The following is a 22,692-nucleotide window of genomic DNA, read 5'->3' on the forward strand; positions in this document are numbered from 1 at the left end:
AGTTCGACCCTGTTAGAAACTTGTACGGACGGCGCATTTCTTACGGGCACAAAAAACCGGGCACTAGGCCCGGTTCTTTGTTTCAGACTGACGTCTTACTCGGCGGATACAGCTTCGCCAGCAGTAGCACGATCAACCAACTCGACGTACGCCATAGGCGCGTTGTCGCCAGCGCGGAAACCGCACTTGAGGATGCGCAGGTAGCCACCCTCACGGGTAGCGTAACGCTTGCCCAGGTCGTTGAAGAGCTTACCAACGATAGCTTTCGAACGAGTACGGTCGAAAGCCAGACGGCGGTTAGCCAGGCTGTCTGTCTTGGCCAGAGTGATCAACGGCTCGGCAACGCGGCGCAGTTCTTTGGCTTTTGGCAGAGTAGTTTTGATCAGCTCGTGCTCGAACAGCGACACCGCCATGTTTTGGAACATGGCCTTGCGGTGCGAGCTGGTGCGGCTCAGGTGACGACCACTTTTACGATGACGCATGGTTCATTCCTTACCAAACACTACGTTCGGTGATTACGACGATCAGGCAGTCGCCTTGTCGTCCTTCTTAAGACTTGCAGGCGGCCAGTTGTCGAGGCGCATGCCGAGGGACAGACCGCGGGAGGCCAGAACGTCCTTGATTTCAGTCAAGGATTTCTTGCCCAGGTTCGGAGTCTTCAACAGCTCTACTTCGGTACGCTGAATCAGGTCGCCGATGTAGTAGATGTTTTCCGCCTTAAGGCAGTTAGCCGAACGTACAGTCAGTTCCAGATCGTCAACCGGGCGAAGCAGGATCGGATCGATCTCGTCTTCCTGCTCGACAACCAGCGGCTCACTTTCACCTTTGAGGTCGACGAACGCAGCCAGCTGCTGTTGCAGGATGGTTGCAGCGCGACGGATAGCCTCTTCAGGATCCAGAGTACCGTTGGTTTCCAGATCAATAACCAGCTTGTCCAGGTTGGTACGCTGCTCGACACGGGCGTTTTCCACCACGTAAGCGATACGGCGAACCGGGCTGAACGAAGAATCGAGCTGCAAGCGACCGATGCTGCGGCTTTCGTCTTCATCGCTCTGACGCGAGTCGGCTGGTTCATAACCACGACCACGAGCTACGGTGAGCTTCATGTTCAGGGCGCCGTTAGACGCCAGGTTAGCGATTACGTGATCGGGATTAACGATCTCGACATCATGATCCAGCTGAATATCGGCAGCGGTAACCACCCCCGAACCCTTCTTCGACAAGGTCAGCGTAACTTCGTCACGACCGTGCAGCTTGATGGCCAGACCTTTAAGGTTCAACAGGATTTCAATTACGTCTTCCTGTACACCTTCGATGGCGCTGTACTCGTGGAGCACACCGTCAATCTCGGCCTCGACTACTGCGCAGCCGGGCATTGAGGACAACAGGATGCGGCGCAGCGCGTTGCCCAGGGTGTGGCCAAAACCACGCTCGAGAGGCTCGAGAGTGATCTTGGCGCGGGTTGGACTGACAACCTGCACATCAATGTGGCGGGGTGTCAGGAACTCATTTACCGAAATCTGCATGGATGCACCTATTTTCTAGCCCTTACTTGGAGTAGAGCTCGACAATCAGGCTTTCGTTGATGTCGGCGGACAGATCACTGCGAGCAGGAACGTTCTTGAAAACGCCCGACTTCTTCTCAGTGTCTACTTCTACCCATTCTACGCGGCCACGTTGGGCACACAGATCGAGAGCTTGGACAATGCGAAGTTGGTTTTTTGCTTTCTCGCGAACTGCAACCACGTCACCAGCACGAACCTGATACGACGGGACGTTTACGGTCTGACCGTTGACGCTGATCGACTTGTGCGATACCAGCTGACGGGATTCGGCACGAGTCGAACCAAAGCCCATACGGTATACAACGTTGTCCAGACGGCATTCGAGAAGTTGCAGCAGGTTTTCACCGGTTGCACCTTTCTTGCCAGCAGCTTCTTTGTAGTAGCCGCTGAACTGACGCTCGAGAACGCCGTAGATACGACGGACCTTCTGCTTTTCACGCAGTTGGGTGCCGTAGTCGGACTGGCGGCCGCGGCGTTGGCCGTGGATACCAGGTGCTGCTTCAATGTTGCACTTCGATTCGATCGCGCGCACGCCGCTCTTCAGGAAGAGATCGGTGCCTTCGCGACGAGCGAGTTTGCATTTTGGACCAATGTAACGAGCCATTCTTTACAATCTCCTGGATTACACGCGGCGCTTCTTCGGCGGACGGCACCCGTTGTGCGGGATTGGCGTCACGTCGGTGATGCTGGCGATCTTGTAGCCACAGCCGTTCAAAGCGCGGACTGCGGATTCACGACCTGGACCTGGACCCTTGACGTTGACGTCGAGGTTTTTCAGGCCGTATTCCAGCGCAGCTTGACCAGCACGTTCAGCAGCTACTTGAGCAGCGAACGGGGTGGACTTGCGGGAACCGCGGAAACCCGAACCACCGGAGGTAGCCCAGGAAAGAGCGTTACCTTGACGGTCGGTAATGGTCACGATGGTGTTGTTAAAAGATGCATGGATGTGGGCGATGCCATCAACCACTGTCTTTTTAACTTTTTTACGAGGACGAGCAGCAGGTTTTGCCATGATTAAATTCCTGTCGATTCGCTGGGGCGATTACTTGCGGATCGGCTTACGCGGACCTTTACGGGTACGCGCGTTGGTCTTGGTACGCTGACCGCGTACTGGCAGACCACGACGATGACGCAGACCGCGATAGCAACCGAGGTCCATCAAGCGCTTGATTTTCATGTTGATTTCGCGACGCAGGTCACCTTCAGTGGTGAACTTCGCCACTTCGCCACGCAGCTGTTCAATTTGCTCGTCGCTCAGATCTTTGATCTTTGCTGCTGGGTTTACCCCAGTCACTGCACAGATCTTCTGTGCAGTAGTGCGACCAACACCATAGATGTAGGTCAGCGAGATAACAGTATGCTTGTTATCTGGAATGTTAACGCCTGCAATACGGGCCATTCAGTGGGACTCCAATTGACAGCTACCTACGCCCCGGAAGCCAAGAAATAGGGCGCGAGATAATATCGCTGTAATAACAAATAATCAACCCGGTAGCGCACTAGCTACCGGGCTTGAAGCACAATCACACTCAGCCTTGGCGCTGTTTGTGACGCGGTTCCGCGCTGCAAATTACTCGAACAACACCTTCGCGGCGAATAATCTTGCAGTTACGGCACAGCTTTTTCACCGATGCACGAACTTTCATCACCAACTCCTCGAACCTTATGGGTACTCAGCGCAACATGCCGCTGCCGTAACCCTTCAGGTTGGCTTTCTTCATCAGGGATTCGTACTGGTGCGAAACGAGGTGCGATTGTACTTGGGACATGAAGTCCATCACAACCACGACCACGATCAGCAACGAGGTCCCGCCAAGGTAGAACGGAACGTTTGCTGCAACCACCAGGAACTGGGGCAACAGGCACACGGCCGTCATGTAAAGAGCACCGAACATGGTCAAGCGGGTCAGAACGCCATCGATATAGCGCGCAGACTGCTCACCTGGACGGATGCCCGGAATAAAGGCACCGGACTTCTTCAGGTTTTCCGCTACGTCTTTCGGATTGAACATCAACGCCGTATAGAAGAAGCAGAAGAAAATAATCCCTGCACTAAACAGCAGAATATTCAACGGCTGACCAGGAGCGATCGACTGCGAGATGTCCTGCAACCAGCCCATACCTTCAGACTGACCGAACCAGGCACCCAACGAAGCCGGGAACAGCAAAATGCTGCTCGCGAAAATAGCCGGAATAACACCGGCCATGTTCACCTTCAGCGGCAAGTGGCTTGTCTGCGCAGCAAAAACCTTGCGGCCCTGCTGACGCTTGGCGTAGTGAACAGCGATACGACGCTGGCCACGCTCAATGAACACCACGAAACCGATAATCGCTACTGCCAGCAAACCGATGGCAACCAGGGCGAAGATGTTGATATCACCCTGACGCGCAGACTCGAAAGACTGCCCGATTGCTCTCGGAAGACCGGCGACGATACCCGAAAAGATCAACATCGAGATACCGTTGCCTACACCACGCTCAGTAATCTGCTCACCCAGCCACATCATGAACATCGCACCAGCCACAAAAGTGGTTACCGCGACGAAATGGAAGCCAAAGTCACCAGTGAACGCAACGCCCTGCCCCGCCAGGCCAATGGACATGCCAATAGCCTGAACGAGAGCGAGGACGACGGTGCCGTAGCGGGTGTACTGGCTGATCTTGCGACGGCCAGCTTCACCTTCCTTCTTCAACTGCTCCAGCTGCGGGCTGACGGCGGTCATCAGTTGCATGATGATCGATGCCGAAATGTACGGCATGATCCCCAGTGCAAAGATGCTCATCCGTTCCAGCGCGCCGCCGGAGAACATGTTGAACAAGCTAAGAATGGTCCCCTCATTCTGTCGAAACAGGTCTGCGAGTCGGTCCGGGTTGATACCTGGAACCGGGATGTGTGCGCCTATTCGGTAGACGATAATCGCCAGGAACAGAAAACGCAGACGAGCCCAGAGTTCAGACATACCGCCTTTGCCGAGCGCAGAGAGAGCACCTTGCTTAGCCATTTATTCCTCGAACTTGCCGCCAGCTGCTTCGATAGCCGCACGCGCACCTTTGGTGGCGCCGATTCCCTTGCCGATAGTGACAGCGCGAGTCACTTCACCGGACAGCATGATTTTCACACGCTGTACGTTGACGTTGATCACGTTGGCATCTTTCAGGGACTGCACGGTGACGATGTCGCCTTCCACTTTAGCCAGCTCGGACAGACGCACTTCTGCGCGATCCATAGCCTTCAGGGAAACGAAACCGAACTTCGGCAGGCGACGATGCAGCGGCTGTTGACCGCCTTCAAAGCCTGGAGCAATGGTGCCACCGGAGCGGGAGGTCTGACCTTTGTGACCACGGCCACCAGTCTTGCCCAAACCACTACCGATACCACGGCCCGGACGATGCTTTTCGCGACGGGAACCCGGCGCTGGACTCAGATCATTGAGTTTCATCGATTAACCCTCGACACGCAGCATGTAGTAAGCCTTGTTGATCATCCCGCGATTCTCGGGAGTATCCTGGACTTCTACAGTGTGACCGATGCGACGCAGACCCAGACCCTTAACGCACAGTTTGTGGTTAGGGATGCGGCCGGTCATGCTTTTGATCAGCGTAACTTTAACGGTAGCCATGATCAGAAGATCTCCTTGACGTTCAAGCCACGCTTGGCAGCGATGGACTCAGGAGACTGCATAGCCTTCAGACCCTTGAAAGTGGCGTGAACCACGTTTACCGGGTTAGTCGAGCCGTAGCACTTGGCCAGAACGTTCTGAACGCCAGCAACTTCGAGGACAGCACGCATAGCGCCGCCAGCGATGATACCGGTACCTTCAGAAGCAGGCTGCATGTACACCTTCGAAGCGCCGTGAGCGGACTTCATTGCGTACTGCAGAGTGGTGCCATTCAGGTCAACTTGAATCATGTTGCGGCGAGCAGCTTCCATTGCCTTCTGGATCGCAGCAGGCACTTCACGCGACTTGCCACGGCCGAAGCCAACACGCCCTTTACCATCACCAACCACGGTCAACGCGGTGAAAGTGAAGATACGGCCGCCTTTAACGGTTTTGGCTACGCGGTTAACTTGAACCAGCTTCTCGATGTAGCCTTCGTCGCGCTTTTGGTCGTTATTTGACATAACTTAGAACTCCAGCCCAGCTTCACGAGCAGCATCAGCCAGCGCTTTAACGCGGCCGTGGTACTTGAAGCCAGAGCGGTCGAAAGCCACTTGCGATACGCCAGCGGCCTTAGCACGCGTAGCGACCAGCTGGCCAACCTTTGTGGCCGCGTCGATGTTGCCAGTGGCACCATCACGCAGTTCTTTATCCAAAGTCGAGGCACTTGCCAGGACTTTGTTGCCGTCGGCCGAGATGACCTGGGCGTAGATGTGCTGCGACGAGCGGAACACGCAGAGACGCACGACTTCGAGTTCGTGCATTTTCAGGCGTGCTTTGCGAGCGCGACGCAGTCGAGTAACTTTTTTGTCGGTCATTTGCTATGCCCTACTTCTTCTTGGCTTCTTTACGACGGACGACTTCGTCCGCGTAGCGCACACCTTTGCCTTTGTACGGCTCTGGTGGACGGAAGTCGCGGATCTCGGCGGCCACTTGACCTACCAGCTGCTTGTCGATGCCCTTGATCAGGATATCGGTCTGGCTAGGAGTCTCAGCGGTGATGCCTTCCGGCAGTTCGTAATCCACTGGGTGCGAGAAGCCAAGAGCCAGGTTCAGAACCTGACCTTTTGCTTGCGCCTTGTAACCAACACCGACCAGCTGGAGCTTGCGCTCGAAGCCTTGGCTTACGCCCTGGACCATGTTGTTTACCAACGCACGCGTGGTACCGGCCATTGCGCGAGTTTGTTGATCGCCATTGCGAGCAGCGAAACGCAGCTCACCAGCTTCTTCAACGATCTCAACGGACGAATGGATGTTCAGTTCAAGAGTACCCTTGGCACCCTTCACCGAAAGCTGTTGGCCTGCGAATTTGACTTCGACACCGGCTGGCAGCTTAACGGGGTTCTTAGCGACGCGAGACATGCTTATCCCCCCTTAGAACACAGTGCAAAGAACTTCGCCGCCGACACCGGCAGCGCGCGCAGCACGATCCGTCATCACACCTTTGTTGGTGGAGACGATAGACACGCCAAGACCGCCACGAACTTTCGGCAGATCTTCAACGGACTTGTACTGACGCAGGCCTGGACGACTAACGCGCTTCACTTCTTCGATAACCGGACGGCCTTCGAAGTACTTCAGCGAGATGGACAGCGACGGCTTGGCGTCGGTGGTGATCTGAAAATCCGCGATGTAACCTTCGTCCTTCAGGACTTTTGCTACAGCAGCCTTCAACGTGGAAGACGGCATGCTTACGACAGACTTTTCAGCCATCTGGGCATTACGGATTCGAGTTAGCATGTCCGCTAACGGGTCCTGCATACTCATGGGCTAGACGCTCCTAATACAGAAAAATTAGCCTTGCGGCTACTACTTGTCGCCGAGAACTTCCGGGCAGAAAAACACGGGCTCAGGCGAGCCGGTCATTCTAGACACACCCCAGAAATGAATCAAGCCCCAAAAGGGGCTTGATTCAGATTCAAGGCCACCGATGGTCAGGTTCTTGCGAACCCGAACATCGAGACTTTGACAACTGTTACCAGCTGGCTTTAACCAGACCTGGAACGTCACCACGCATTGCAGCTTGACGCAGCATGTTACGGCCGAGGCCGAACTTGCGGTACACGCCGTGCGGACGACCAGTCAGGCGGCAACGGTTACGCATGCGCGAAGCGCTTGCGTCACGTGGTTGCTTCTGCAGAGCTACTGTAGCTTCCCAACGTGCTTCTGGACTTGCGTTCAGGTCGACGATGATAGCTTTCAGCGCTGCACGCTTGGTGGCGTACTTGGCAACGGTGAGCTGACGCTTCAGCTCACGGTTTTTCATGCTCTTCTTGGCCATTTTCCTACTCCAATCAGTTGCGGAACGGGAATTTGAAAGCACGCAGCAGAGCGCGGCCTTCATCATCGTTCTTGGCAGTGGTGGTCAGGGTAATGTCCAGACCGCGGAGAGCATCGATCTTGTCGTAGTCGATTTCCGGGAAGATGATCTGCTCTTTCACGCCCATGCTGTAGTTACCACGACCATCGAAGGACTTGGCATTCAGGCCGCGGAAGTCGCGAACCCGAGGCAGGGAGATCGACAGCAGACGATCCAGGAATTCGTACATACGCTCACGGCGCAGGGTCACTTTGACGCCGATCGGCCATCCTTCGCGGACTTTGAAGCCAGCGATGGATTTACGAGCGTAGGTCACAACGACTTTCTGGCCGGTGATCTTTTCCAGGTCAGCAACAGCGTGCTCGATGACTTTTTTGTCGCCGATCGCTTCGCCCAGACCCATGTTCAGGGTGATTTTGGTAACGCGCGGAACTTCCATCACGTTCGAAAGCTTAAGTTCTTCCTTAAGTTTCGGAGCGATTTCCTTCCGGTAAATCTCTTTTAGTCGTGCCATGGTCTTCTACCTAGCAGTGTTCAAGCATCAACCGCTTTTTGGGTCGACTTGAAGACACGAATTTTCTTACCGTCTTCTACTTTGAAACCAACGCGGTCAGCCTTGTTGGTTTCGCCGTTGAAGATGGCGACGTTGGAAGCGTGCAGTGGCGCTTCTTTCTCGACGATACCGCCCTGTACGCCCGACATCGGGTTAGGCTTGGTATGACGCTTGACCAGGTTCAGACCACCGACAACCAGACGGTTGTCAGCAAGAACCTTCAGCACCTTACCGCGCTTACCTTTGTCTTTGCCGGCGATCACGATGATCTCGTCGTCACGACGAATCTTTTGCATGTCGGATCTCCTTACAGCACTTCTGGGGCGAGCGAGACGATCTTCATGAACTTCTCAGTACGAAGTTCACGGGTCACTGGCCCAAAGATACGGGTGCCGATCGGCTCTTGCTTGTTGTTCAGAAGAACAGCAGCGTTGCCATCAAAGCGGATAATGGAGCCATCAGCACGACGTACGCCGTGACGAGTGCGGACTACAACAGCAGTCATCACTTGGCCTTTTTTCACCTTACCGCGAGGAATTGCTTCCTTCACGGTAACTTTGATGATGTCACCGATACCAGCGTAACGACGATGGGAGCCACCCAGCACCTTGATGCACATAACACGGCGAGCGCCGCTGTTATCGGCCACATCGAGCATGGATTGAGTCTGAATCATATAATTTCTCCGACCCCTAGCCCTTAGACTTCCACAGCGCGTTCGAGAACATCAACCAGCGCCCAAGACTTGGTCTTGGCCATCGGACGAGTTTCACGAATAGTGACTTTGTCGCCGATGTGGCACTGATTGGTTTCGTCGTGCGCGTGCAGCTTAGTCGAACGCTTAACGTATTTACCGTAGATCGGGTGCTTTACGCGACGCTCGATCAGAACGGTGATGGTTTTGTCCATCTTGTCGCTGACAACACGGCCAGTCAGCGTACGGACAGTTTTTTCGGCTTCAGCCATGATCACTTACCTGCCTGCTGGTTGAGCACAGTCTTCACGCGAGCGATGTCACGCTTAACTTGCGAGAGCAGATGAGACTGCCCCAACTGGCCAGTTGCTTTCTGCATGCGCAGATTGAACTGGTCGCGCAGCAAGCCGAGCAGTTGCTCGTTCAGCTGCTGTGCGGATTTTTCACGAAGTTCATTCGCTTTCATCACATCACCGTCCGTTTAACAAAGGAGGTGGCGAGCGGCAGCTTTGCAGCAGCCAGGGCGAAAGCCTCACGCGCCAGCTCTTCAGAAACACCCTCGATTTCATACAGGACTTTGCCTGGCTGAATCTGGGCAACCCAGTACTCCACGTTACCCTTACCTTTACCCATACGAACCTCGAGAGGTTTCTTGGAGATCGGCTTGTCCGGGAATACACGGATCCAGATCTTGCCGCCACGTTTTACGTGACGGGTCAGAGCACGACGCGCTGACTCGATCTGACGAGCGGTGAGACGACCACGAGCAACAGACTTCAGCGCGAACTCGCCGAAGCTGACTTTGCTACCGCGCAGTGCCAGACCACGGTTGTGGCCGGTCATCTGCTTGCGGAACTTCGTACGCTTTGGTTGCAACATTTGGCGTACCCCTTACTTAGCAGCTTTTTTACGAGGCGCTGGTGCTTGTGGTTTCAGTTCTTCTTGGCGACCACCAATAACTTCGCCTTTGAAGATCCAAACCTTTACACCGATCACACCGTAAGTGGTGTGAGCTTCGTAGTTGGCATAGTCGATGTCGGCACGCAGGGTGTGCAGTGGCACACGACCTTCGCGATACCATTCAGTACGTGCGATTTCAGCACCGCCGAGACGACCGCTCACTTGGATTTTGATGCCTTTGGCACCAATGCGCATGGCGTTCTGTACAGCGCGCTTCATAGCGCGACGGAACATTACACGACGCTCCAGCTGCTGAGCTACGCTCTGCGCAACCAGCATACCGTCGAGCTCCGGCTTGCGGATCTCTTCGATATTGATGTGCACAGGCACACCCATTTGCTTGGTCAGGTCCTGACGCAGTTTCTCAACATCTTCACCTTTCTTCCCGATAACGATACCTGGACGAGCGGTGTGGATGGTGATGCGTGCAGTTTGGGCCGGACGATGGATATCGATACGGCTTACGGACGCGCTTTTTAGTTTGTCTTGGAGATACTCACGCACTTTCAGATCTGCGAACAAGTAGTCCGCATAAGTCCGACCGTCTGCGTACCAGACGGAGGTGTGCTCCTTGACGATTCCCAGGCGAATGCCAATGGGATGTACTTTCTGACCCATCTCTTCGACTCCGTTACTTGTCAGCAACCTTGACAGTGATATGGCAAGACCGCTTGACGATGCGATCAGCACGGCCTTTGGCACGTGGCATGATGCGCTTCAGCGAACGCCCTTCGTTGACGAAAACGGTGCTGACCTTCAGGTCATCAACGTCTGCGCCTTCGTTATGCTCGGCGTTGGCTACGGCCGACTCCAGCACTTTCTTCATGATCTCGGCGGCTTTCTTACTGCTGAAAGCCAACAGGTTGAGCGCTTCGCCCACCTTCTTCCCGCGGATCTGGTCGGCGACCAAGCGGGCTTTCTGGGCGGAGATTCGAGCGCCCGACAACTTAGCGGCTACTTCCATTTCCTTACCCCTTAACGCTTGGCTTTCTTGTCAGCCACGTGCCCGCGATAGTTGCGGGTACCGGCGAACTCGCCCAGTTTGTGGCCGACCATGTCTTCGTTAACGAGAACTGGGACGTGCTGACGACCGTTGTGTACTGCGATGGTCAGACCGACCATTTGTGGCAGGATCATCGAACGACGCGACCAGGTTTTAATTGGTTTGCGATCGTTCTTTTCCGCCGCCACTTCGATCTTCTTCAGTAGGTGAAGATCAATAAAAGGACCTTTTTTCAGAGAACGTGGCACTGTCGTATCCCTCTATTTACTTGCGACGACGGACGATCATTTTGTCGGTACGCTTATTACCACGAGTCTTCGCGCCCTTAGTCGGGAAGCCCCATGGCGATACCGGATGACGACCACCAGAGGTACGACCTTCACCACCACCATGTGGGTGGTCAACCGGGTTCATGGCAACACCACGAACGGTTGGGCGAACGCCACGCCAGCGTTTGGCACCAGCTTTACCCAGCGAACGCAGGCTGTGCTCGGAGTTCGAGACTTCACCCAGGGTCGCACGGCATTCAGCCAGGACTTTACGCATTTCACCGGAACGCAGACGCAGGGTCACGTAGACACCTTCACGAGCGATCAACTGAGCCGAAGCACCAGCGGAACGAGCGATCTGTGCACCTTTACCTGGCTTCAATTCGATGCCGTGTACGGTAGAACCGACTGGAATGTTGCGCAGTTGCAGAGCGTTGCCTGGCTTGATTGGAGCCAGAGCGCCCGCGATCAGCTGGTCGCCAGCACTCACGCCTTTAGGGGCGATGATGTAGCGGCGCTCGCCGTCTGCGTAGCAGAGCAGTGCGATGTGAGCAGTACGGTTTGGATCGTATTCGATACGCTCGACAGTGGCGACGATGCCATCTTTGTCGTTGCGACGGAAATCGACCATACGGTAATGCTGCTTATGACCACCACCGATGTGACGAGTGGTAATACGGCCATTGTTGTTACGACCACCAGACTTCGATTTTTTCTCGAGCAGCGGTGCGTGAGGAGCGCCTTTATGCAGCTCCTGGTTGACCACCTTGACCACAAAACGGCGGCCAGGGGAAGTCGGTTTGCATTTAACGATTGCCATGATGCACCCCTTCCTTACTCAGCACTGCTGCTGAAATCGAGATCTTGGCCTGGCTGAAGGGAGATAACTGCCTTCTTCCAGTCATTACGCTTGCCCAGACCGCGAGCAGTGCGCTTGCTCTTACCCAGAACATTCAGGGTAGTGACGCGCTCTACTTTCACGCTGAACAGGCTTTCGACGGCCTTCTTGATTTCCAGCTTGGTTGCATCGGTAGCAACCTTGAAAACGAACTGGCCTTTCTTGTCTGCCAGAACCGTAGCCTTCTCGGAAACGTGCGGGCCAAGCAGAACTTTAAATACGCGTTCCTGGTTCATCCCAGCAGCTCCTCGAATTTCTTCACGGCCGACACGGTGATCAACACCTTGTCGTATGCGATCAGACTAACTGGATCGGAACCTTGCACGTCACGTACATCTACGTGCGGCAGGTTGCGAGCAGCCAGGTACAGGTTCTGATCAACAGCGTCCGACACGATCAGAACGTCGGTCAGGCTCATGTTGTTCAGTTTGCCCAGCAGATCTTTGGTTTTCGGAGTTTCAACAGCGAAATCCTGAACCACGACCAGACGATCAGTACGCACCAGCTCAGCAAGGATGGAACGCATTGCTGCGCGATACATCTTCTTGTTCAGCTTCTGGGAGTGATCCTGTGGACGAGCTGCGAAAGTGGTACCGCCGCCACGCCAGATTGGGCTACGGATAGTACCGGCACGAGCACGGCCAGTACCTTTCTGACGCCATGGGCGCTTGCCGCCACCACGAACGTCGGAACGGGTCTTCTGCTGCTTGCTACCTTGACGGCCGCCGGCCATGTAGGCCACGACTGCTTGGTGAACCAGCGTCTCGTTGAATTCGCCGCCAAATGTCAGTTCGGAAACTTCGATCGCTTGAGCGTCATTTACATTTAATTGCATGTCAGCTTCCCCTTAACCGCGAGCCTTGGCTGCTGGACGTACAACCAGGTTGCCGCCAGTAGCGCCAGGAACAGCACCCTTGACCAACAACAGATTGCGTTCAGCGTCCACGCGCACTACTTCCAGGGACTGCACGGTCACGCGCTCAGCGCCCATATGACCGGACATTTTTTTGCCCTTGAATACACGACCAGGAGTCTGGCACTGGCCGATAGAGCCTGGGACGCGGTGGGATACGGAGTTACCGTGGGTGTTATCTTGCCCGCGGAAATTCCAACGCTTGATCGTACCCTGGAAGCCTTTACCCTTGGACTGACCGGTTACATCAACCAGTTGACCAGCGGCGAAGATTTCAGCGTTGATCAGATCGCCAGCCTGGTACTCGCCTTCTTCAAGACGGAATTCCATGGTGGTGCGACCAGCGGCAACGTTCGCTTTAGCGAAGTGGCCAGCTTGAGCTGCTGTTACACGCGAAGCGCGACGCTCGCCGACAGTGACTTGCACTGCACGATAGCCATCGGTCTCTTCAGTTTTGAACTGGGTGACGCGATTCGGCTCGATCTCAATGACCGTGACCGGAATGGAGACACCTTCTTCGGTGAAAATACGGGTCATACCGCATTTACGACCGACTACACCAATAGTCATGTTGTAAACCTCATGAGTGTACGGGGCTTTCACCCGCTATGGCCGCCCATTTCAGAGCGTTACACGACCAAGACCGAGTCTTAGCCGAGGCTGATCTGCACTTCCACACCGGCCGCAAGATCAAGCTTCATCAGCGCGTCAACGGTTTTATCCGTTGGCTGGACGATGTCCAGAACACGCTTATGAGTGCGAATCTCGTACTGGTCACGCGCGTCTTTGTTGACGTGCGGGGAAACCAGAACGGTGAACCGCTCTTTACGGGTAGGCAGTGGAATTGGACCACGCACTTGAGCACCAGTACGTTTCGCGGTTTCCACGATTTCCTGGGTTGATTGGTCGATCAGGCGATGGTCAAAAGCCTTCAACCTGATACGGATTTGCTGATTTTGCATTGGATTTCAGACTCCGGCTGCTATTCCCACCGGGCGCAATACGCCCGTTAAAAGGAGGCGCAATTCTATAGACGCCCCCGATAGGTGTCAACCCAATAAAAAAGCCCCCGCTGAGCGGGGGCTTTTTCAATCCATCAAGCTGACTTTAAAAGTCTTACTCGATGATTTTGGCTACGACGCCAGCGCCGACGGTACGACCGCCTTCACGGATAGCGAAACGCAGACCGTCTTCCATCGCGATGGTTTTGATCAGGGTAACAGTCATCTGAATGTTGTCACCTGGCATTACCATTTCAACGCCTTCTGGCAGCTCGCAGTTACCAGTCACGTCAGTAGTACGGAAGTAGAACTGTGGACGGTAGCCTTTGAAGAACGGAGTGTGACGGCCGCCTTCTTCCTTGCTCAGAACGTAAACTTCTGCGGTGAACTTGGTGTGCGGCTTGACCGAACCTGGCTTGACCAGAACCTGGCCACGCTCAACGTCGTCACGCTTGGTACCACGCAGCAGAACGCCGCAGTTCTCGCCAGCACGACCTTCGTCGAGCAGCTTGCGGAACATCTCAACACCGGTGCAGGTGGTGGTGGTGGTGTCACGCAGACCAACGATTTCCAGAGCATCCTGAACGCGAACGATACCGCGCTCGATACGACCAGTCACAACAGTACCGCGACCGGAGATCGAGAATACGTCTTCGATTGGCATCAGGAATGGCTTGTCGATCATACGAACTGGTTCTGGGATGTAGGTATCCAGAGTTTCAACCAGCTTACGAACGGCAGTGGTGCCCATTTCGTTGTCGTCTTTGCCTTCCAGCGCCATACGAGCCGAACCGATGATGATCGGAGTGTCGTCGCCTGGGAAGTCGTAGGTCGACAGCAGGTCACGAACTTCCATCTCAACCAGTTCCAGCAGCTCAGCGTCGTCTACCAGGTCAGCCTTGTTCAGGAAAACCACGATGTACGGAACGCCTACCTGACGGGACAGCAGGATGTGCTCACGGGTTTGTGGCATCGGACCATCAGCGGCCGAGCAAACCAGGATCGCGCCGTCCATCTGGGCAGCACCGGTGATCATGTTCTTCACGTAGTCAGCGTGACCTGGGCAGTCAACGTGAGCGTAGTGACGAATAGTCGAGTTGTACTCAACGTGAGCGGTGTTGATGGTGATACCGCGAGCTTTTTCTTCTGGTGCGCTGTCGATCTTGTCGAATTCAACGACGGCCGAACCGAAAACTTCGGAGCAGACGCGAGTCAGAGCAGCAGTCAGAGTGGTTTTACCGTGGTCAACGTGACCAATGGTGCCAACGTTGACGTGCGGTAGGGAACGATCAAATTTTTCTTTAGCCACGACAATTAACTCCTAGCCTAAAGGGGCTGAATCAGCCTTGTTTTTTGGTTACGGATTCGACGATGTGCGACGGAGCCGTATCGTATTTTTTGAATTCCATAGAGTAGCTTGCGCGACCCTGAGACATGGAACGAACGTCGGTCGCATAACCGAACATCTCACCCAGCGGAACCTCGGCACGGATAACCTTGCCGGACACTGTGTCTTCCATACCCTGGATCATGCCGCGACGACGGTTAAGGTCGCCCATCACATCACCCATATAGTCTTCAGGCGTAACAACCTCTACCGCCATGATCGGCTCGAGCAACTCACCACCGCCCTTCTGGGCCAGTTGCTTGGTCGCCATGGAAGCAGCCACCTTGAACGCCATCTCGTTGGAGTCGACGTCGTGGTAAGAACCATCGAACACGGTAGCCTTCAGGCCGATCAGCGGATAGCCGGCAACAACGCCGTTCTTCATCTGCTCTTCGATACCCTTCTGGATAGCCGGGATGTATTCCTTAGGAACCACACCACCTACAACTTCGTTCACGAATTGCAGACCTTCCTGACCTTCGTCAGCAGGAGCAAAACGGATCCAGCAGTGACCGAACTGGCCGCGACCACCGGACTGACGAACGAACTTGCCTTCGATTTCACAGTTCTTCGTGATGCGCTCACGATAGGAAACCTGAGGCTTGCCGATGTTGGCTTCGACGTTGAACTCACGGCGCATCCGGTCAACCAGGATGTCCAGGTGCAACTCGCCCATGCCGGAGATGATCGTCTGACCAGTCTCTTCATCAGTTTTAACGCGGAAAGACGGGTCTTCCTGAGCGAGTTTGCCCAGAGCGATACCCATTTTTTCCTGGTCATCCTTGGTCTTGGGCTCTACGGCAACCGAAATAACCGGCTCCGGGAAGTCCATGCGAACCAGGATGATTGGCTTGTCAGCGTTGCAGAGGGTTTCACCAGTGGTGACGTCCTTCATGCCGATCAGGGCCGCGATGTCGCCAGCGCGTACTTCCTTGATCTCTTCGCGGGCGTTTGCGTGCATCTGCACCATACGACCCACGCGCTCTTTCTTGCCTTTGACCGAGTTGATCACGCCGTCGCCGGAGTTCAACACGCCCGAGTAAACGCGGACGAAGGTCAGAGTACCCACGAATGGGTCGGTAGCGATCTTGAACGCCAGAGCCGCGAAAGGCTCGTTGTCGTCTGCATGACGCTCCATCTCTTCTTCCTCGTTATCAGGGTTGGAACCCTTGATAGCAGGAATGTCGGTCGGAGCAGGCAGGTAGTCGATAACGGCGTCGAGAACCAGGGGAACACCCTTGTTCTTGAACGAAGAACCGCAAACGGCCAGAACGATTTCGCCGGCGATAGTACGCTGACGCAAAGCAGCCTTGATCTCTTCGATCGACAGCTCTTCGCCTTCCAGGTACTTGTTCATCAGCTCTTCGTTGGCTTCGGCGGCAGCTTCAACCATGTTGTTGCGCCACTCTTCAGCCAGCTCTTGCAGCTCGGCAGGAATGTCCTTGCGAACAGGGACCATACCTTTGTCGGAGTCGTTCCAGTAGACAGCTTGCATGTTGATCAGATCGATCTGACCCTGGAAGTTGTCTTCGGAACCGATGGCCAACTGGATCGGCACCGGAGTGTGACCCAGACGCTGCTTGATCTGACCGATCACGCGCAGGAAGTTGGCGCCGGCACGGTCCATCTTGTTTACGTAAACAAGACGTGGAACGCCGTATTTGTTGGCTTGACGCCATACGGTTTCCGACTGCGGCTCAACACCCGAAGTACCGCAGAACACAACGACAGCGCCGTCGAGTACGCGCAGGGAACGCTCAACTTCAATGGTGAAGTCAACGTGGCCCGGGGTATCGATTACGTTGAAACGGTGCTCGTGAGAGTACTGCTTCTCGGAACCTTTCCAGAAGGCGGTAATGGCAGCAGAAGTAATGGTAATACCACGCTCCTGCTCCTGAACCATCCAGTCTGTGGTCGCGGCGCCATCATGCACCTCGCCCATTTTGTGACTTTTGCCGGTGTAAAACAGTACGCGCTCGGTGGTGGTGGTTTTACCAGCATCCACGTGAGCGACGATACCGATGTTACGGTAGCGGCTAATCGGAGTAGTACGAGCCATAAAGCCCTCGCAAAATTAGTGAAGCTAAAATTAGAAGCGGTAGTGCGAGAAAGCTTTGTTAGCTTCGGCCATACGGTGCACGTCTTCACGCTTCTTAACAGCAGCACCTTTACCTTCAGCAGCATCCAGCAGTTCGCCAGCCAAACGCAGAGCCATAGACTTCTCGCCGCGCTTACGGGCGAAGTCTACCAACCAGCGCATTGCCAGAGCGTTACGACGGGAAGGACGAACCTCGACCGGAACCTGGTAAGTAGCACCACCAACGCGGCGCGACTTCACTTCGACCAGCGGAGCGATGGCGTCGAGTGCTTTTTCGAAGAGTTCCAGGGGATCGGTGCCAGCCTTACGGGCCGCAACGGTTTCCAGGGCACCATAAACGATACGCTCGGCAACGGCTTTCTTGCCGCTTTCCATAACGTGGTTCATGAATTTGGCGAGGATCTGGCTTCCGTATTTCGGATCGTCCAGAATCTCACGCTTTGCTGCTACGCGACGTCTTGGCATGATAAGCCCTCAAGCGGTCTTCAGGTTAGCTCGGGACAGATCCGGAGGATGCGTGCCCGACCTTACTCTTATCGACTCAATAAAATAAAAATCTGCAAAACGGCCGATTACTTCGGACGCTTGGTACCGTATTTCGAACGACCCTGGTTACGGCCTTTAACGCCGGAGGTATCCAAGGAGCCGCGAACGGTGTGGTAACGAACACCTGGCAAGTCTTTTACACGACCGCCGCGGATCAGTACCACGCTGTGCTCTTGCAGGTTGTGGCCTTCACCACCGATGTACGAGGAAACCTCGAAACCGTTGGTCAGACGCACACGGCATACTTTACGCAGTGCCGAGTTAGGTTTTTTCGGCGTGGTGGTGTACACACGGGTGCACACGCCACGACGTTGCGGGCAGTTCTGCAGCGCAGGTACGTCGGATTTCTCGACGATACGCTTACGCGGCTGACGTACCAGCTGGTTGATAGTTGCCATCTACTAGCTCCACTGTTGTCTTGCGACGCTATTGTCTTGCAAGAAAAGCAAAATGGCAGGAACGAATTCCCGCCAAATTTAGGGGATCAAGAGTCTAAAGAGGATCTTGATTCCAGTCAAGGCAAGGCCCCGACCTCCCCGCCCGTCGAACCTCGACTAAATGTCTCGATTCGACGAACGGAGCGATCAGGGCCTCACGCTCGTTTATCGCAGAACTCAGTTACCGCTCGAGTTCAGCGCTTCGGTCAGTGCAGCTTCCACTTCACTGGCGCTTACGCGCAACGGCTTGTCGGCATCACGGCGACGCTTGCGCTCGCTGTGATAGGCAAGACCGGTACCAGCCGGGATCAGACGACCCACGACTACGTTTTCTTTCAGGCCGCGCAGGTAATCGCGCTTGCCGGTGACTGCCGCTTCGGTCAGTACGCGGGTGGTTTCCTGGAAGGAAGCCGCCGAGATGAACGATTCGGTGGACAACGACGCCTTGGTGATACCCAGCAGAACGCGAGTGAACTTGGAGACAAACTTGTCTTCCGTGCTCAGACGCTCGTTCTCGACCAGCACGTGAGTCAGTTCCATCTGGTCGCCCTTGATGAAGCTGGAATCGCCAGACTCGGAGATCTCAACTTTACGCAGCATCTGACGCAGGATGGTCTCGATGTGCTTGTCGTTGATCTTCACGCCTTGCAGACGATAAACGTCCTGGATCTCGTTGACGATGTACTTGGCCAGCGCGCTCACACCCAGCAGACGCAGGATGTCGTGCGGATCGCTTGGACCGTCGGAGATAACTTCGCCGCGGTTTACCTGTTCGCCTTCGAAGACGTTCAGGTGACGCCACTTCGGAATCAGCTCTTCGTACGGATCGCTACCGTCGTTCGGGGTAATGACCAGACGGCGCTTGCCTTTGGTTTCTTTACCGAACGCGATGGTGCCGCTGACTTCAGCCAGAATCGACGCTTCTTTCGGGCGACGGGCTTCGAACAGGTCGGCAACACGCGGCAGACCACCGGTGATGTCACGGGTCTTCGAAGTTTCCTGCGGAATACGAGCGATAACATCACCGATCGCAATCTTCGCACCGTCAGCCACACCGACCAGGGCGTTGGCTGGCAGGAAGTACTGAGCGATAACGTCAGTGCCTGGCAGCAACAGATCCTTGCCGTTGTCGTCGACCATCTTCACTGCTGGACGGATTTCCTTACCGGCAGCTGGACGATCTTTCGCGTCGAGTACTTCAATGTTGGTCATACCGGTCAATTCGTCAGTCTGACGCTTGATCGTGATGCCTTCTTCCATGCCCACGTAGGTCACGGTACCTTTCATTTCGGTAACGATCGGGTGAGTGTGCGGATCCCACTTGGCCACGATTGCGCCAGCGTCGACCTTGTCACCTTCCTTGACCGAAATCACAGCACCGTACGGTAGCTTGTAACGCTCGCGCTCACGACCGAAGTCGTCCGCGATTGCCAGCTCACCGGAACGGGACACAGCAACCAGGTGGCCATCCACTCGCTCAACGTGCTTCAGGTTGTGCAGACGGACAGTACCGCCATTCTTCACCTGAACGCTGTCGGCTGCGGAAGTACGGCTTGCCGCACCACCGATGTGGAACGTACGCATGGTCAGCTGGGTACCCGGCTCACCGATGGACTGGGCAGCGATAACGCCGACCGCTTCACCGATGTTCACCTGATGACCACGAGCCAGATCACGGCCGTAGCACTTGGCGCAAATGCCGTAACGGGTTTCGCAGCTGATCGGCGAACGCACGATCACTTCGTCGATGCTGTTCAGCTCGATGAACTCGACCCACTTCTCGTCAACCAGAGTGCCGGCAGGAACGATAACGTCCTCGGTACCTGGCTTGAATACGTCACGGGCAATCACACGACCCAATACGCGCTCACCCAACGGCTCTACAACGTCACCGCCTTCAATGTGCGGAGTCATCAGCAGACCGTGTTCGGTGCCGCAATCGATCTCGGTCACTACCAGATCCTGCGCCACGTCTACCAGACGACGAGTCAGGTAACCGGAGTTCGCAGTTTTCAACGCGGTATCCGCCAGACCTTTACGAGCACCGTGAGTCGAGATGAAGTACTGAAGTACGCTCAGACCTTCACGGAAGTTCGCAGTAATCGGCGTTTCAATGATGGAACCGTCCGGCTTGGCCATCAGACCACGCATACCGGCCAGCTGACGAATCTGTGCTGCGGAACCCCGCGCACCCGAGTCGGCCATCATGTACATCGAGTTGAAAGACTCTTGGTCGACTTCGTCGCCGTGACGGTCGATGACTTTCTCTTTCGAGAGGTTGGCCATCATCGCCTTGGAAACTTCATCGTTCGCTTTCGACCAGAGGTCGATCACTTTGTTGTACTTCTCGCCCTGGGTTACCAGGCCGGAGGCGTACTGGCTCTCGATCTCTTTCACTTCGTCGGTGGCTGCACCGATGATGCGGGCTTTCTCGTCAGGGATAACGAAGTCGTTAACACCGATGGAAACGCCGGAGATGGTCGAATAAGCGAAACCGGTGTACATCAACTGGTCAGCGAAGATCACGGTCTCCTTCAGACCAACCACGCGGTAGCACTGGTTGATCAGCTTGGAGATCGCCTTTTTCTTCATCGGCAGGTTGACGACGTCGTACGACAGACCTTTTGGCACAACCTGGAACAGCAGCGCACGGCCGACAGTGGTGTCGACGATACGGGTACCGCTCACGCTGTTGCCGTCACGGTCATTGACGGTTTCGTTGATACGTACTTTAACCTTGGCGTGCAGTGCGGCTTCGCCGGCACGGAACACACGGTCAACTTCCTGCAGATCCGCGAACACACGACCTTCGCCTTTGGCGTTGATCGCTTCACGGGTCATGTAGTACAGACCCAATACAACGTCCTGCGACGGAACGATGATTGGCTCACCGTTGGCTGGCGACAGAATGTTGTTGGTCGACATCATCAACGCACGCGCTTCGAGCTGGGCTTCCAGCGTCAGCGGTACGTGCACGGCCATCTGGTCGCCGTCGAAGTCGGCGTTGTACGCGGCGCAGACCAGCGGGTGCAGCTGGATAGCCTTACCTTCGATCAGTACCGGTTCAAACGCCTGGATGCCCAGACGGTGAAGGGTCGGTGCACGGTTGAGAAGAACCGGGTGTTCGCGAATCACTTCAGCGAGAACGTCCCAAACCTCTGGCAGCTCGCGCTCAACCATTTTCTTGGCTGCTTTGATGGTGGTCGCCAGACCACGCATTTCCAGCTTGCCGAAAATGAACGGCTTGAACAGCTCGAGAGCCATCTTCTTCGGCAGACCGCACTGGTGCAGACGCAGGGTCGGGCCTACGGTAATTACCGAACGACCGGAGTAGTCAACACGCTTACCGAGCAAGTTCTGACGGAAACGACCCTGCTTACCCTTGATCATGTCAGCCAGGGACTTCAGAGGACGCTTGTTGGAGCCTGTGATAGCGCGGCCACGACGACCGTTGTCGAGCAGTGCATCGACCGCTTCCTGCAACATACGCTTTTCGTTGCGCACGATGATGTCCGGAGCGGACAGATCCAGCAGGCGCTTCAAACGGTTGTTACGGTTGATCACTCGACGATACAGATCGTTGAGGTCGGACGTCGCGAAACGACCGCCATCCAGCGGGACCAGTGGACGCAGATCTGGCGGCAGAACCGGCAGAACGGTCAGCACCATCCACTCTGGCAGGTTGCCGGAACCCTGGAAGGCTTCCATCAACTTCAAACGCTTGGACAGCTTCTTGATCTTGGTTTCCGAGTTGGTTTGCGGAATCTCTTCGCGCAGACGGCCAATCTCGTGCTCCAGGTCGATAGCGTGCAGCAGTTCACGGACAGCTTCGGCACCCATGCGGGCGTCGAAATCGTCACCGAACTCTTCCAGCGCTTCGAAATACTGCTCGTCGTTCAGCAGCTGACCTTTTTCAAGGGTGGTCATGCCTGGATCGATAACGACATAGCTCTCGAAGTAGAGAACGCGTTCGATATCACGCAGGGTCATGTCCATCAGCAAGCCGATACGCGACGGCAGCGATTTCAGGAACCAGATGTGGGCAACCGGCGAAGCCAGTTCGATGTGCGCCATGCGCTCACGACGAACCTTGGCCAGTGCAACTTCAACGCCGCACTTCTCGCAGATCACACCACGGTGCTTCAAGCGCTTGTACTTACCGCACAGGCACTCGTAATCCTTTACCGGGCCAAAGATCTTGGCGCAGAACAGACCATCACGCTCAGGTTTGAACGTACGGTAGTTGATGGTTTCCGGCTTTTTAACTTCACCGAACGACCACGAACGGATCATCTCCGGCGAGGCCAATCCGATACGGATGGCGTCGAACTCTTCGACTTGACCCTGGTTTTTCAGCAAATTCAGTAGGTCTTTCAAGGCCTTTCCTCC

33 protein-coding genes are annotated in these 22,692 nt (G+C 55.3%); all 33 read right to left on the reverse strand.

The genetic code is table 11. The features are described 5' to 3' along the window. Positions 1 to 95: 95 nt before the first annotated feature. The 33 genes from rplQ to rpoC all read right to left on the reverse strand — a co-directional run bounded on the left by rplQ (position 96) and on the right by rpoC (position 22,680). Positions 96 to 482: a 50S ribosomal protein L17 gene (gene rplQ, locus J2Y90_RS02745; RefSeq protein WP_003176402.1), complete on the reverse strand. Its 387-nt coding sequence runs from the start codon at positions 480 to 482 to the stop codon at positions 96 to 98. 42 nt (positions 483 to 524) lie between these two features. Beyond that, on the reverse strand, positions 525 to 1,526 hold the full coding sequence (locus tag J2Y90_RS02750; protein ID WP_016772946.1) for a DNA-directed RNA polymerase subunit alpha: 1,002 nt from the start codon (positions 1,524 to 1,526) through the stop codon (positions 525 to 527). 22 nt (positions 1,527 to 1,548) lie between these two features. Continuing rightward, positions 1,549 to 2,169 (reverse strand): 30S ribosomal protein S4, encoded by a 621-nt coding sequence (rpsD, locus tag J2Y90_RS02755; protein WP_003176404.1) that lies wholly within the window; start codon positions 2,167 to 2,169, stop codon positions 1,549 to 1,551. An 18-nt stretch (positions 2,170 to 2,187) separates the two neighbouring features. Beyond that, positions 2,188 to 2,577 carry a 30S ribosomal protein S11 gene (gene rpsK / locus J2Y90_RS02760; RefSeq protein WP_002555466.1) on the reverse strand — a complete coding sequence of 130 codons (390 nt, stop codon included), beginning with the start codon at positions 2,575 to 2,577 and terminating at the stop codon, positions 2,188 to 2,190. Positions 2,578 to 2,607: 30 nt separating this feature from the next. Then, positions 2,608 to 2,964, reverse strand: a complete 357-nt coding sequence (gene rpsM / locus J2Y90_RS02765) for a 30S ribosomal protein S13 (RefSeq protein ID WP_003186020.1) — start codon at positions 2,962 to 2,964, stop codon at positions 2,608 to 2,610. A gap of 130 nt (positions 2,965 to 3,094) precedes the next feature. After that, positions 3,095 to 3,211, reverse strand: a complete 117-nt coding sequence (rpmJ, locus tag J2Y90_RS02770; RefSeq protein WP_002555468.1) for a 50S ribosomal protein L36 — start codon at positions 3,209 to 3,211, stop codon at positions 3,095 to 3,097. Positions 3,212 to 3,238: 27 nt separating this feature from the next. Further along, positions 3,239 to 4,567, reverse strand: a complete 1,329-nt coding sequence (gene secY, locus J2Y90_RS02775; protein ID WP_042610655.1) for a preprotein translocase subunit SecY — start codon at positions 4,565 to 4,567, stop codon at positions 3,239 to 3,241. Further along, complete coding sequence (gene rplO / locus J2Y90_RS02780; RefSeq protein ID WP_003228720.1) at positions 4,568 to 5,005, reverse strand: 50S ribosomal protein L15; 438 nt, start codon at positions 5,003 to 5,005, stop codon at positions 4,568 to 4,570. It lies immediately after the preceding gene. Between the two features lie 3 nt (positions 5,006 to 5,008). Further along, the gene (gene rpmD / locus J2Y90_RS02785) at positions 5,009 to 5,185 is read right to left on the reverse strand and encodes a 50S ribosomal protein L30 (protein WP_003176408.1); all 177 of its coding nucleotides are present in this window, start codon (positions 5,183 to 5,185) and stop codon (positions 5,009 to 5,011) included. Positions 5,186 to 5,187: 2 nt separating this feature from the next. After that, the gene (rpsE, locus tag J2Y90_RS02790) at positions 5,188 to 5,688 is read right to left on the reverse strand and encodes a 30S ribosomal protein S5 (RefSeq protein WP_093514287.1); all 501 of its coding nucleotides are present in this window, start codon (positions 5,686 to 5,688) and stop codon (positions 5,188 to 5,190) included. Between the two features lie 3 nt (positions 5,689 to 5,691). Continuing rightward, positions 5,692 to 6,042: a 50S ribosomal protein L18 gene (gene rplR / locus J2Y90_RS02795; protein WP_003186037.1), complete on the reverse strand. Its 351-nt coding sequence runs from the start codon at positions 6,040 to 6,042 to the stop codon at positions 5,692 to 5,694. A 10-nt stretch (positions 6,043 to 6,052) separates the two neighbouring features. Then, entirely contained in the window at positions 6,053 to 6,586 is a 534-nt protein-coding gene (gene rplF, locus J2Y90_RS02800) for a 50S ribosomal protein L6 (protein ID WP_003228722.1), read from the reverse strand. 12 nt (positions 6,587 to 6,598) lie between these two features. Beyond that, on the reverse strand, positions 6,599 to 6,991 hold the full coding sequence (gene rpsH, locus J2Y90_RS02805) for a 30S ribosomal protein S8 (protein WP_016772944.1): 393 nt from the start codon (positions 6,989 to 6,991) through the stop codon (positions 6,599 to 6,601). 208 nt (positions 6,992 to 7,199) lie between these two features. After that, positions 7,200 to 7,505: a 30S ribosomal protein S14 gene (rpsN, locus tag J2Y90_RS02810; protein WP_003186042.1), complete on the reverse strand. Its 306-nt coding sequence runs from the start codon at positions 7,503 to 7,505 to the stop codon at positions 7,200 to 7,202. 13 nt (positions 7,506 to 7,518) lie between these two features. After that, positions 7,519 to 8,058: a 50S ribosomal protein L5 gene (gene rplE / locus J2Y90_RS02815; protein ID WP_003210069.1), complete on the reverse strand. Its 540-nt coding sequence runs from the start codon at positions 8,056 to 8,058 to the stop codon at positions 7,519 to 7,521. A 20-nt stretch (positions 8,059 to 8,078) separates the two neighbouring features. Beyond that, complete coding sequence (gene rplX, locus J2Y90_RS02820; protein WP_003186046.1) at positions 8,079 to 8,393, reverse strand: 50S ribosomal protein L24; 315 nt, start codon at positions 8,391 to 8,393, stop codon at positions 8,079 to 8,081. A gap of 11 nt (positions 8,394 to 8,404) precedes the next feature. Continuing rightward, on the reverse strand, positions 8,405 to 8,773 hold the full coding sequence (rplN, locus tag J2Y90_RS02825; RefSeq protein ID WP_002555479.1) for a 50S ribosomal protein L14: 369 nt from the start codon (positions 8,771 to 8,773) through the stop codon (positions 8,405 to 8,407). A gap of 23 nt (positions 8,774 to 8,796) precedes the next feature. Next, positions 8,797 to 9,063 (reverse strand): 30S ribosomal protein S17, encoded by a 267-nt coding sequence (gene rpsQ / locus J2Y90_RS02830; RefSeq protein WP_003194644.1) that lies wholly within the window; start codon positions 9,061 to 9,063, stop codon positions 8,797 to 8,799. Positions 9,064 to 9,065: 2 nt separating this feature from the next. Beyond that, positions 9,066 to 9,257 (reverse strand): 50S ribosomal protein L29, encoded by a 192-nt coding sequence (gene rpmC / locus J2Y90_RS02835; protein ID WP_002555481.1) that lies wholly within the window; start codon positions 9,255 to 9,257, stop codon positions 9,066 to 9,068. After that, positions 9,257 to 9,670: a 50S ribosomal protein L16 gene (rplP, locus tag J2Y90_RS02840; RefSeq protein WP_003228729.1), complete on the reverse strand. Its 414-nt coding sequence runs from the start codon at positions 9,668 to 9,670 to the stop codon at positions 9,257 to 9,259. Before rplP ends, rpmC begins: the two co-directional genes overlap by 1 nt. A gap of 12 nt (positions 9,671 to 9,682) precedes the next feature. Beyond that, positions 9,683 to 10,369 carry a 30S ribosomal protein S3 gene (gene rpsC, locus J2Y90_RS02845; protein ID WP_003176422.1) on the reverse strand — a complete coding sequence of 229 codons (687 nt, stop codon included), beginning with the start codon at positions 10,367 to 10,369 and terminating at the stop codon, positions 9,683 to 9,685. A 13-nt stretch (positions 10,370 to 10,382) separates the two neighbouring features. Next, positions 10,383 to 10,715, reverse strand: a complete 333-nt coding sequence (gene rplV / locus J2Y90_RS02850; RefSeq protein WP_003103908.1) for a 50S ribosomal protein L22 — start codon at positions 10,713 to 10,715, stop codon at positions 10,383 to 10,385. A gap of 11 nt (positions 10,716 to 10,726) precedes the next feature. Beyond that, positions 10,727 to 11,002, reverse strand: a complete 276-nt coding sequence (rpsS, locus tag J2Y90_RS02855; protein ID WP_011336172.1) for a 30S ribosomal protein S19 — start codon at positions 11,000 to 11,002, stop codon at positions 10,727 to 10,729. A gap of 16 nt (positions 11,003 to 11,018) precedes the next feature. Beyond that, a complete protein-coding gene (gene rplB, locus J2Y90_RS02860; protein ID WP_016772943.1) occupies positions 11,019 to 11,843 on the reverse strand; it encodes a 50S ribosomal protein L2 in 825 nt (274 codons plus the stop codon). A 14-nt stretch (positions 11,844 to 11,857) separates the two neighbouring features. After that, positions 11,858 to 12,157 (reverse strand): 50S ribosomal protein L23, encoded by a 300-nt coding sequence (gene rplW, locus J2Y90_RS02865; protein WP_002555488.1) that lies wholly within the window; start codon positions 12,155 to 12,157, stop codon positions 11,858 to 11,860. After that, the gene (gene rplD / locus J2Y90_RS02870) at positions 12,154 to 12,756 is read right to left on the reverse strand and encodes a 50S ribosomal protein L4 (RefSeq protein ID WP_003228735.1); all 603 of its coding nucleotides are present in this window, start codon (positions 12,754 to 12,756) and stop codon (positions 12,154 to 12,156) included. Before rplD ends, rplW begins: the two co-directional genes overlap by 4 nt. A gap of 12 nt (positions 12,757 to 12,768) precedes the next feature. Continuing rightward, positions 12,769 to 13,404 (reverse strand): 50S ribosomal protein L3, encoded by a 636-nt coding sequence (gene rplC / locus J2Y90_RS02875; protein ID WP_003228738.1) that lies wholly within the window; start codon positions 13,402 to 13,404, stop codon positions 12,769 to 12,771. An 80-nt stretch (positions 13,405 to 13,484) separates the two neighbouring features. Further along, positions 13,485 to 13,796, reverse strand: a complete 312-nt coding sequence (gene rpsJ / locus J2Y90_RS02880; protein WP_003186070.1) for a 30S ribosomal protein S10 — start codon at positions 13,794 to 13,796, stop codon at positions 13,485 to 13,487. Positions 13,797 to 13,950: 154 nt separating this feature from the next. Continuing rightward, complete coding sequence (gene tuf, locus J2Y90_RS02885; RefSeq protein WP_024014521.1) at positions 13,951 to 15,144, reverse strand: elongation factor Tu; 1,194 nt, start codon at positions 15,142 to 15,144, stop codon at positions 13,951 to 13,953. Positions 15,145 to 15,175: 31 nt separating this feature from the next. Continuing rightward, entirely contained in the window at positions 15,176 to 17,281 is a 2,106-nt protein-coding gene (gene fusA / locus J2Y90_RS02890) for an elongation factor G (protein WP_016772942.1), read from the reverse strand. A gap of 30 nt (positions 17,282 to 17,311) precedes the next feature. Then, the gene (rpsG, locus tag J2Y90_RS02895; protein WP_016772941.1) at positions 17,312 to 17,785 is read right to left on the reverse strand and encodes a 30S ribosomal protein S7; all 474 of its coding nucleotides are present in this window, start codon (positions 17,783 to 17,785) and stop codon (positions 17,312 to 17,314) included. A 107-nt stretch (positions 17,786 to 17,892) separates the two neighbouring features. Beyond that, positions 17,893 to 18,264 (reverse strand): 30S ribosomal protein S12, encoded by a 372-nt coding sequence (gene rpsL / locus J2Y90_RS02900; RefSeq protein WP_003186084.1) that lies wholly within the window; start codon positions 18,262 to 18,264, stop codon positions 17,893 to 17,895. A gap of 216 nt (positions 18,265 to 18,480) precedes the next feature. Beyond that, positions 18,481 to 22,680: a DNA-directed RNA polymerase subunit beta' gene (rpoC, locus tag J2Y90_RS02905; RefSeq protein WP_253496293.1), complete on the reverse strand. Its 4,200-nt coding sequence runs from the start codon at positions 22,678 to 22,680 to the stop codon at positions 18,481 to 18,483. Positions 22,681 to 22,692: the final 12 nt, after the last annotated feature.

The sequence above is a fragment of the Pseudomonas koreensis genome (assembly GCF_024169245.1).
Classification (GTDB): Bacteria; Pseudomonadota; Gammaproteobacteria; order Pseudomonadales; family Pseudomonadaceae; genus Aquipseudomonas; species Aquipseudomonas koreensis_F.

What these genes read in the sequence shown, in the direction of transcription:
- rplQ (WP_003176402.1), bottom strand. Translation starts at nt 482, where the DNA reads ATGCGTCATCGTAAAAGTGGTCGTCACCTGAGCCGCACCAGCTCGCAC.
- J2Y90_RS02750 (WP_016772946.1), bottom strand. Translation starts at nt 1,526, where the DNA reads ATGCAGATTTCGGTAAATGAGTTCCTGACACCCCGCCACATTGATGTG.
- rpsD (WP_003176404.1), bottom strand. Translation starts at nt 2,169, where the DNA reads ATGGCTCGTTACATTGGTCCAAAATGCAAACTCGCTCGTCGCGAAGGC.
- rpsK (WP_002555466.1), bottom strand. Translation starts at nt 2,577, where the DNA reads ATGGCAAAACCTGCTGCTCGTCCTCGTAAAAAAGTTAAAAAGACAGTG.
- rpsM (WP_003186020.1), bottom strand. Translation starts at nt 2,964, where the DNA reads ATGGCCCGTATTGCAGGCGTTAACATTCCAGATAACAAGCATACTGTT.
- rpmJ (WP_002555468.1), bottom strand. Translation starts at nt 3,211, where the DNA reads ATGAAAGTTCGTGCATCGGTGAAAAAGCTGTGCCGTAACTGCAAGATT.
- secY (WP_042610655.1), bottom strand. Translation starts at nt 4,567, where the DNA reads ATGGCTAAGCAAGGTGCTCTCTCTGCGCTCGGCAAAGGCGGTATGTCT.
- rplO (WP_003228720.1), bottom strand. Translation starts at nt 5,005, where the DNA reads ATGAAACTCAATGATCTGAGTCCAGCGCCGGGTTCCCGTCGCGAAAAG.
- rpmD (WP_003176408.1), bottom strand. Translation starts at nt 5,185, where the DNA reads ATGGCTACCGTTAAAGTTACGCTGATCAAAAGCATGACCGGCCGCATC.
- rpsE (WP_093514287.1), bottom strand. Translation starts at nt 5,688, where the DNA reads ATGTCAAATAACGACCAAAAGCGCGACGAAGGCTACATCGAGAAGCTG.
- rplR (WP_003186037.1), bottom strand. Translation starts at nt 6,042, where the DNA reads ATGACCGACAAAAAAGTTACTCGACTGCGTCGCGCTCGCAAAGCACGC.
- rplF (WP_003228722.1), bottom strand. Translation starts at nt 6,586, where the DNA reads ATGTCTCGCGTCGCTAAGAACCCCGTTAAGCTGCCAGCCGGTGTCGAA.
- rpsH (WP_016772944.1), bottom strand. Translation starts at nt 6,991, where the DNA reads ATGAGTATGCAGGACCCGTTAGCGGACATGCTAACTCGAATCCGTAAT.
- rpsN (WP_003186042.1), bottom strand. Translation starts at nt 7,505, where the DNA reads ATGGCCAAGAAGAGCATGAAAAACCGTGAGCTGAAGCGTCAGCTCACC.
- rplE (WP_003210069.1), bottom strand. Translation starts at nt 8,058, where the DNA reads ATGGCACGACTAAAAGAGATTTACCGGAAGGAAATCGCTCCGAAACTT.
- rplX (WP_003186046.1), bottom strand. Translation starts at nt 8,393, where the DNA reads ATGCAAAAGATTCGTCGTGACGACGAGATCATCGTGATCGCCGGCAAA.
- rplN (WP_002555479.1), bottom strand. Translation starts at nt 8,773, where the DNA reads ATGATTCAGACTCAATCCATGCTCGATGTGGCCGATAACAGCGGCGCT.
- rpsQ (WP_003194644.1), bottom strand. Translation starts at nt 9,063, where the DNA reads ATGGCTGAAGCCGAAAAAACTGTCCGTACGCTGACTGGCCGTGTTGTC.
- rpmC (WP_002555481.1), bottom strand. Translation starts at nt 9,257, where the DNA reads ATGAAAGCGAATGAACTTCGTGAAAAATCCGCACAGCAGCTGAACGAG.
- rplP (WP_003228729.1), bottom strand. Translation starts at nt 9,670, where the DNA reads ATGTTGCAACCAAAGCGTACGAAGTTCCGCAAGCAGATGACCGGCCAC.
- rpsC (WP_003176422.1), bottom strand. Translation starts at nt 10,369, where the DNA reads ATGGGTCAGAAAGTACATCCCATTGGCATTCGCCTGGGAATCGTCAAG.
- rplV (WP_003103908.1), bottom strand. Translation starts at nt 10,715, where the DNA reads ATGGAAGTAGCCGCTAAGTTGTCGGGCGCTCGAATCTCCGCCCAGAAA.
- rplB (WP_016772943.1), bottom strand. Translation starts at nt 11,843, where the DNA reads ATGGCAATCGTTAAATGCAAACCGACTTCCCCTGGCCGCCGTTTTGTG.
- rplW (WP_002555488.1), bottom strand. Translation starts at nt 12,157, where the DNA reads ATGAACCAGGAACGCGTATTTAAAGTTCTGCTTGGCCCGCACGTTTCC.
- rplD (WP_003228735.1), bottom strand. Translation starts at nt 12,756, where the DNA reads ATGCAATTAAATGTAAATGACGCTCAAGCGATCGAAGTTTCCGAACTG.
- rplC (WP_003228738.1), bottom strand. Translation starts at nt 13,404, where the DNA reads ATGACTATTGGTGTAGTCGGTCGTAAATGCGGTATGACCCGTATTTTC.
- rpsJ (WP_003186070.1), bottom strand. Translation starts at nt 13,796, where the DNA reads ATGCAAAATCAGCAAATCCGTATCAGGTTGAAGGCTTTTGACCATCGC.
- fusA (WP_016772942.1), bottom strand. Translation starts at nt 17,281, where the DNA reads ATGGCTCGTACTACTCCGATTAGCCGCTACCGTAACATCGGTATCGTC.
- rpsG (WP_016772941.1), bottom strand. Translation starts at nt 17,785, where the DNA reads ATGCCAAGACGTCGCGTAGCAGCAAAGCGTGAGATTCTGGACGATCCG.
- rpsL (WP_003186084.1), bottom strand. Translation starts at nt 18,264, where the DNA reads ATGGCAACTATCAACCAGCTGGTACGTCAGCCGCGTAAGCGTATCGTC.